At 41.3% G+C, this 7,092-nt stretch carries 8 protein-coding genes; 2 read left to right on the top strand and 6 right to left on the bottom strand.

Going from position 1 to position 7,092, the window contains the following annotated elements; translation table 11 throughout:
* The 3 genes from RWZ99_RS08350 to RWZ99_RS08340 all read right to left on the bottom strand — a co-directional run.
* Window positions 1–1,424: TcaA 3rd/4th domain-containing protein (locus RWZ99_RS08350; protein WP_314677968.1), on the bottom strand; the 1,424-nt coding region annotated here is incomplete at its 3' end.
* A 44-nt stretch (window positions 1,425–1,468) separates the two neighbouring features.
* The gene (locus RWZ99_RS08345; protein ID WP_314677965.1) at window positions 1,469–2,665 is read right to left on the bottom strand and encodes a DUF6574 domain-containing protein; all 1,197 of its coding nucleotides are present in this window, start codon (window positions 2,663–2,665) and stop codon (window positions 1,469–1,471) included.
* A 116-nt stretch (window positions 2,666–2,781) separates the two neighbouring features.
* Window positions 2,782–4,167 carry a Cof-type HAD-IIB family hydrolase gene (locus tag RWZ99_RS08340; RefSeq protein WP_314677964.1) on the bottom strand — a complete coding sequence of 462 codons (1,386 nt, stop codon included), beginning with the start codon at window positions 4,165–4,167 and terminating at the stop codon, window positions 2,782–2,784.
* Window positions 4,168–4,240: 73 nt separating this feature from the next.
* Between RWZ99_RS08340 and RWZ99_RS08335 the strand changes: the two genes are divergently transcribed.
* Both RWZ99_RS08335 and RWZ99_RS08330 read left to right on the top strand, forming a co-directional pair.
* Window positions 4,241–5,206, top strand: coding sequence for an asparaginase (locus RWZ99_RS08335; RefSeq protein ID WP_314677971.1), 966 nt, complete (start codon window positions 4,241–4,243; stop codon window positions 5,204–5,206).
* Window positions 5,207–5,209: 3 nt separating this feature from the next.
* Window positions 5,210–5,362: a hypothetical protein gene (locus RWZ99_RS08330; RefSeq protein ID WP_314677962.1), complete on the top strand. Its 153-nt coding sequence runs from the start codon at window positions 5,210–5,212 to the stop codon at window positions 5,360–5,362.
* 40 nt (window positions 5,363–5,402) lie between these two features.
* Here RWZ99_RS08330 and RWZ99_RS08325 read toward each other — a convergent pair whose 3' ends face one another.
* From RWZ99_RS08325 to RWZ99_RS08315, 3 genes are all read right to left on the bottom strand, one after another.
* Window positions 5,403–5,615, bottom strand: coding sequence for a helix-turn-helix transcriptional regulator (locus RWZ99_RS08325; RefSeq protein ID WP_314677960.1), 213 nt, complete (start codon window positions 5,613–5,615; stop codon window positions 5,403–5,405).
* A 9-nt stretch (window positions 5,616–5,624) separates the two neighbouring features.
* Window positions 5,625–6,233, bottom strand: coding sequence for a DUF2975 domain-containing protein (locus RWZ99_RS08320; RefSeq protein WP_314677958.1), 609 nt, complete (start codon window positions 6,231–6,233; stop codon window positions 5,625–5,627).
* A 193-nt stretch (window positions 6,234–6,426) separates the two neighbouring features.
* Window positions 6,427–6,864: a hypothetical protein gene (locus RWZ99_RS08315; RefSeq protein ID WP_314677956.1), complete on the bottom strand. Its 438-nt coding sequence runs from the start codon at window positions 6,862–6,864 to the stop codon at window positions 6,427–6,429.
* Between the last annotated feature and the right edge of the window lie 228 nt (window positions 6,865–7,092).

Here is a 7,092-nt window from a genome sequence, read left to right as displayed (position 1 = left end):
GTAGTATTTTTATCAATATCAGCCGTTACATCCTTATACATGGTATCATCAGTACCATTAAGGAAAATATCAGAAACACCATCTGGTGTCGTGTTGTGGTTAGCAGCGTAGCTACCAAACTTACCGTAAGCAGCAGTCATTAGACGATCTGCCGTATCACGGTCAAGAACACCATCAGCATCTAAAGTAACCGTTTGTCCTTCAGAGATTTTCTTAATAGACAATGTCTCTGTCTTGATAGAGCTACCATCTTCGAAATTCTTCTTAACATAAACAGCTGATGAGCCAGCTACTGCTACTTTGTTGACATCCAATTTCCCTGAGCTGAGGGTCCCAATCTTAGTGCCACCGACGTAGAGGTCCCCGTCCTTAACATTAGATTTAACGGTAAAACTGAGGTACTCTACAGAAAGGTTGACTTCCGTTTTAGAGGTCACATTTTCCTCAGATGAAACAGTGATATCTTGGTCGTTGACCTTACCAGAAGCTACAAAATTGTAAGTTCCTGGATAGAGATGGTTCAATTTAGCGGTGTAGTTATTGCCATCTGTAGTTGCGTAAGCAATACCATTAATAGTCACATTCAAATCAGCTGTATTAACTGCCAAATCAACTGTTCCAGGATCTACCACAACTCGCCACTTAGGAAAAATGAGAAACTGGCGGCCAACTTTTTGCATACGTTCATCAGATATCAGTTGGCTCTTGCTATAGGCTTGTGTATTTTTGATGTCTGTGTACTTGACTTCGGATGTTTTAATCTCTTTTTTAGTATCAGACCATACTTGGTATTCTAGGCTATCCTTAAAACTCTTCTTAGCTGCTGCTTCATAACGCTCTGCTACTTGACCACGTGAGTAGTAATAAGAACCAAAGCCATAGCCAGCAAGCGCTAAGACTGCGGCAACAACACCAGCAATAATCAGGATTTTCTTTCCTTTAGCCATGACTGGCTTTGCCGGTTTAGCGGCCTTACCATCTGAGATAAACTGATGGATGGTTGACACATCATAACCTGAAGACTTACCTATAAGAAATTCCTCAGGAAGAGGCTGACGACCTACATAGTTTTTGAAGGTCTTCATCCAGATTGCTTGTGCTTCTTTAGAAGTAGCTTTTGAATCTTCTTCGGTTTGATTCTGCTCTTTGTGAGACAGCGGCGTAAGTTCCTCAGTTTCTAATGAAGTCGTTTCCTCCTCGTCATCAAGGGCCACATCTTCAAACACTTCCTCGGCAACGTCATACTCATCAACTTCTTCTGTTAGTTCAGGAGCAGTAACTTCCTGATCCAAACCCATTGCAGCAATGCCTTTAATAGCCTTTAAATCAAAGTCTGCTTTTTGGCCTTCTTCAATTTCCAAAACATGGGGCGGACGACCAACTGCCTTTTCAAATAAATCAATCCACTTTTCTTTTGTTGCCATAAGGACTCCTATAAACTTGCTTTTTCAAAAATCGTTAGGTTTACTTAGAATAAAAGACCTACTGTAAATGATGACATGATAGCAAATACGATTGCAAACAAGATTGACAAAATGACACCATTCAAAAGTGCTGCCAAAATCATTTGATAGAATTTATCAGCCTTCCACGCTGTTGTTACAGGAACAATTGTAAAGAGATTCGCAAGTGCAAATAAGAAATAAACAACATAGAACAAGAACCCTGGGAAGGCAACAAGTCCAATAGCTCCAAACAAGATTGTTACGAGCAAGATTGGCAAGGCCAATGACGTCAAGCGACCAAAACGATCAAAGCTATTTAAGAAAGTAGTCTCAGGGTCACGGAAGATGGCCTTACGTGTTACAAATCCTGCCAAGATGAAGGCAAAGATAAAGAGGAAGGCAGCTAGGATACTTGCGAAGAAGGCTCCAAAACCAATGCTAGAGGTAGGACTTGAAACTGAAGATGAGTAAGCATCTGTTCCAAATGAACCAAAAATACTAGACAGTGTATTTGTGGTTGATACAATTGAGTTAACCACTTTACGTTCCACAGCGCTCAAAATTGCAAAGAATGCAAGTCCAGTAAAGAGTGACAAGAAGATATAGTTAAGCCAACCATTGTGCTTACCATAATCCGTCATGTCAGCTGGTCGACGCCATGCATTAAGCAACCATGTCCAGTAATTTTTGAAAGTTGTTGCAAATGCTGATGGTTGGGCTGGAACAACTACGGCTTGGCCATTGATAAATTGAACGTTTTGACCTGGTTGAAGAGGTTGACCGTTAGCAAAAGCTGCTTGCTGACCAGCTTGTCCATTCGCAAAACCAGCTTGTGGTTGCACTGCTTGATTTGGCACTCCTTGGACTGGAGCTGTTTGAGCCCCTGCAAAGGTTGGTTGTGCCTGAGCACCCTGAGCATTTGCAAAAGGAGCTTGCGGTTGTGGTTCTTGTGCTGGCACTTCTTGTGCACTAGCAAAAGCTGGCTGCGCTGGTGCTTCTTGAGCACTAGCGAAAGTTGGTTGCGGTTGTGGTTCTTGTGCTGCTGTTTCTTGAACATCAGCAAATGCTGGTTGTGCTGGTGCTTCTTGAACAGGAGCCGCTTCAACTGCTGGTGCGTCATCTTGGAACTCACCTGCTGCAAGTGCTGCTGCAATTTCTTCTTCAGTCGCTGAACGACCATTGATGGCTTCAAAAAAATCTAACCAATCTGCTTTAGTCATAATAATCTCCTTAAAAATATATAGAATGACTTTATTTTATCACAAATAGAGCTATTAATAAATGTCATTTTTATTAGAAAAAGGTTCGGAGCAGACTGTCCAAACCTTTTAGCTTCTTATTTATTTCTTTGGATAGATTTCTGAATCTGACGATCCAACTCTCGTTTTATATGGGGTTCTGGCGCAAAGTGCTCTTCCCAATCACTCGGTTTAAGGATTTTATGAGTAACTGGATCAAAGTGCGCCTTACCATCTGGGAAAATTTTACCCATATTAGCCTCATGAACGGTATCAAAGAAAGGCTTAGGATCCACCCCCATAAGAACAAATGAACCATAGGTCAAATAAAGCAAGTCTGTCAAAGCATCCACCTGGCCAACCATAGTGGACTCTGGGTGCTCTTTAGAACTAACCTTGAGCGCAGCCTTATCAAGAGCAGCATGTAAATCTAGAATAGCTTGCCCAAAGACACGCTTGTCTCCACCTGATGAGGCATAAAGAAACTCAACAATTTCCTCCAACTTAAAGTCCGAACGATGACTAGCCTCTTCTATACCATAGACACGAGGCATATCATTGGTAGAGCCATCCATCAAATGGTGGAAATCCTTAACCTTGTTAAAGTTGTCATCATCACTGGTGAATGAATTCTCTGTTTCAAAGTGAATCAAACCATAATGGGACAAGGCTTTTGCAATCCCATTTTGGTTATTGCTATCAGTGACATGGGTAGCTTGGTCTTTCAGTTCGTCTTCGCCATTTCCCATGGCAACACCAATACCGACACCAGATAGCATTTCTAGGTCATTTTCCGAATCTCCGAAGGCCATAACCTCGCTGAGTTCAAAACCAAAAACCTCACCTAGATGGGCAATCCCTTTAAGTTTAGACTGTCCAGCTGAAATGATATCAGCTGAATAAGGGCTCGAACGTGTGATCTTCACATGTGGAAATTTTTCCTCGATAGCCTGGGTTTCACCAACTGTCGCTACCATAACCACCTGATAAACCGGCTCGCGCATGATTGTTTTGAGGGTCTCCATGCTTTGTGGCTTGAAACGACGAATTAAGGATTTGAAACTACGTTCTACCATCTTAGCCCAAGACTTTGGTACAATACGGCTTACCATTTGCCCAAACTTACTAGTCCCCATACTGATGATATTGGAACCAACCAGTCCTGTGCTAGTCCCTAGAGAAATCTCTCTACGGTGCTTAGTAGCATAGCGGATTAAGTTGTAGATTGTTGATTTAGGGAGCTGGTTTTGATAGAGAACCTTGTCGTGGGTCAAGATATACTGACCATTATAAGTCACTGCAAAATCCAGACCTAGATTGTCCATGAAAGGCTGAACAAATCCTGGACCACGACCTGTTGCCAAACCAACCAAGATACCATCGTCCTTCATTTGACTGATGGCTTTTTTGGTTGAACTCGACACGCGCTTTCGGTCATTTAAAAAAGTCCCATCAATATCAAAAAAGACTGCTTTAATCGCCACAGAGCTCCCCTCCTTCTAACATTTTATGCTAAAATAAATTATAACACAAATATGATAGTGAGTAGTATAAATGATAAAAAAAATCCTAGTCCTTCACACTGGAGGGACCATTTCCATGTCAGCGGATAATGATGGCAGGGTCAGCCAAAACACTGACAACCCCATGAATCATGTGGGGCTTGATTTAGATAATCTGGACTTAACTGTCCTAGACTTCCTTAACATCCCTAGTCCACACATTACGCCCTACCACATGCTTGATATTTATAAAAAAATCAAGGAAACATCTGGACAATATGACGGGGTGGTTATCACCCACGGAACAGATACCCTGGAAGAAACAGCCTACTTCCTAGATACCATGAACGTCCCTGAAATTCCAATCGTCATAACTGGTGCCATGCGTTCGTCAAACGAGCTAGGAAGCGACGGGGTCTATAACTATCTCTCAGCCCTACGCGTTGCCAGTGATGATAAGGCCGCTGACAAAGGAATCCTTGTCGTGATGAATGATGAAATCCATGCAGCCAAGTATGTGACTAAGACCCATACCACAAACGTGGCAACCTTCCACACACCAACCCATGGTCCACTAGGCATCATCATGAAGCATGATATCCTCTGGTTCAAAACCGCTGAGCCTCGAGTTCGCTTTGACTTGGAACAAATTACAGGAACAGTACCAATCATAAAAGCCTATGCTGGAATGGGGATTGGAGATGGTATCATCAGTCTCCTAGACCCTAAAAAGATTGACGGCGTGGTTATCGAGGCCCTAGGTGCTGGGAACCTCCCACCACTAGCTGCAAAAGAAATTACGTCACTTATGGACAAAGGAGTCCCTGTTGTACTCGTTTCCCGTTGTTTCAACGGTATCGCCGAACCTGTCTACGCCTATGAAGGGGGTGGGGTTAAACTCCAAGAAGCTGGTGTTATGTTTGTTAAAGAACTCAATGCACCAAAAGCTCGCCTCAAACTCCTCATTGCACTTAGTGCAGGACTAAAAGGCCAAGAGTTGAAAGACTATATTGAGGGGTAAGACATGAAACTTAGTATTGAAGCAACCGATAAATTGGAAAATAAAGATTTCCACTATGAACTAACCGTTTCAAAGACGCACATCGCCATGGTCTGTGGTACTGTGCTAGCCAGCCTAGCCCTAGTCGCATGGTTGAAAAAAAATAAAAAAGCTTGAAGCATCGTCACTAGAGTAGTGACTGAAATGCTTCAGGCTTTTAGTTTTCTTCGTCTAATCTATATTCAAGAATATCTCCCGGTTGACAATCTAACTCCCTACAAATAGCGTCCAGTGTTGTAAAACGGATTGCCTTGGCCTTGCCTGTCTTAAGAACCGAGAGATTGGCTGGGGTAATACCAATCCGTTCTGCAAGCTCACCCGAGCGCATCTTCTTCTTGGCAAGTTCAACGTCCAAATTGACAATAATCATAAGCCCCTCCTAAATCGTATACTCATTTTCCTCAGCAATAGCATTAGCCTTAGTCAAAATCATAGCAACAGCATAGAGGACAAAGCTAACTAGCAAATAACTGATATTAAAGAAACTATAACTCTGGTTGCCCGTTCCAAACGTAAAAATACCATTATTGATAAAAGCCCCAAGAACTAGCAAATGCGCTGACCAACGAACCAACTTAGCATTTTTAGCAATGAAAATATCAGAACGATAAAGATTAATCAAAAAGGCACGTAGACACAACAAGAATCCTATGTTGACTACCATACGAAGGAAATCAATGGTTGCTGTAAAAATCGTCAAACTAGAGCCGTTGCTTTTTACAGTAACTCCTGGACCGAGAAGCATCCGCAAACCTTGTTGTAAGAGTCCTTCGTGACCAGTCAGAATAAAGGCATCATTAAGAATGGTGATTACAAGACTTAAAAATCCCGCAAAAAGGAGAACATTAACGAACAGGAGAACACTACGCAGACGTTTTTGCTCTTGCGTTTCCTGGCGACTTTTGGCGCTTTTGGCGGATCTCCAACCATAATAACTAGAACCAGCTAAGGCTAAGACGATTAAAACATAGAATAAGATAGTTTTCATGTGTTACCTCGATTGTAAATACAATTTAATTTTTTTGGAAAATAGACTAGAAAAAGCCAAGGTGCCTCTAGGAGCCCTTGACCTCGTTCTAAATCATTAGCTAACTATTAACAGTATCAATTATATCGAATATCAATATAAAATACTAGTTTATAGATAAGATTTTACTACTTTTCAAACAAGATTTATTCCATTATTTGACAGCTGTTTGTCCCTTACGAAGACGGATAGCATCACAAGCTAGAGACACCAAGAAGAGCCAGACTGATGTACTGAAGTCCATTACAAGGTGATTAGTCGTTCCCAATTGCAGAAAGATATTCAAGGCTGATGGCACAAAGGTTAAGAGGGCAGTTTTTTTCAAGAAAAGCGAGAATTCTTCTGTCCAAAGTGCCTTCCAAGTAAAGGCTTTAAGTTCTTTACGAAGGAACCAAATCAAGGCAAGATAAAAGGCGAATTGTAGCTCTGCGACCAGCCAGTAACCCCAACCAGAAAGGTAATGAACCTCTGCACCTGGGAAAAGACTAGCCACGTCCACCAAAGGAAGGATAAGTAAAGCAAGCATTGCAAGACCGTAGATTGTCATAAGAAGAACAAGAATAGTGTTGATGATTAATTTGAGTGTTTTCATGATAAGTATTTCCTTTGTTAAATAGTTTTTAGTCTATAATTTCTCTTTTTCGCGAATAAGATTATCTTTATCGAAAACTTATTATCGTTTATCGATAATTATATATTACACTCTTTATTTATCCTTGTCAACACATTTTTATCGTTTTTCGATATTTTTTATCTAAGATTCAGAAAACAGAAAAACCAGTTAAGAAAATCTCAACTGGTTACCTTACTTATGTTAATC

The sequence above is a fragment of the uncultured Streptococcus sp. genome, from assembly GCF_963545685.1.
Lineage (GTDB): Bacteria > Bacillota > Bacilli > Lactobacillales > Streptococcaceae > Streptococcus.
The sequence above is the reverse complement of the archived record's forward strand: the minus strand, read 5'-3'. Positions and strand labels throughout refer to the sequence as shown.

Coding starts and splice junctions, on each gene's coding strand:
- RWZ99_RS08345 (WP_314677965.1), bottom strand. CDS start 2,665: ATGACTAAAGCAGATTGGTTAGATTTTTTTGAAGCCATCAATGGTCGT.
- RWZ99_RS08330 (WP_314677962.1), top strand. CDS start 5,210: ATGAAACTTAGTATTGAAGCAACCGATAAATTGGAAAATAAAGATTTC.
- RWZ99_RS08325 (WP_314677960.1), bottom strand. CDS start 5,615: ATGATTATTGTCAATTTGGACGTTGAACTTGCCAAGAAGAAGATGCGC.
- RWZ99_RS08320 (WP_314677958.1), bottom strand. CDS start 6,233: ATGAAAACTATCTTATTCTATGTTTTAATCGTCTTAGCCTTAGCTGGT.
- RWZ99_RS08315 (WP_314677956.1), bottom strand. CDS start 6,864: ATGAAAACACTCAAATTAATCATCAACACTATTCTTGTTCTTCTTATG.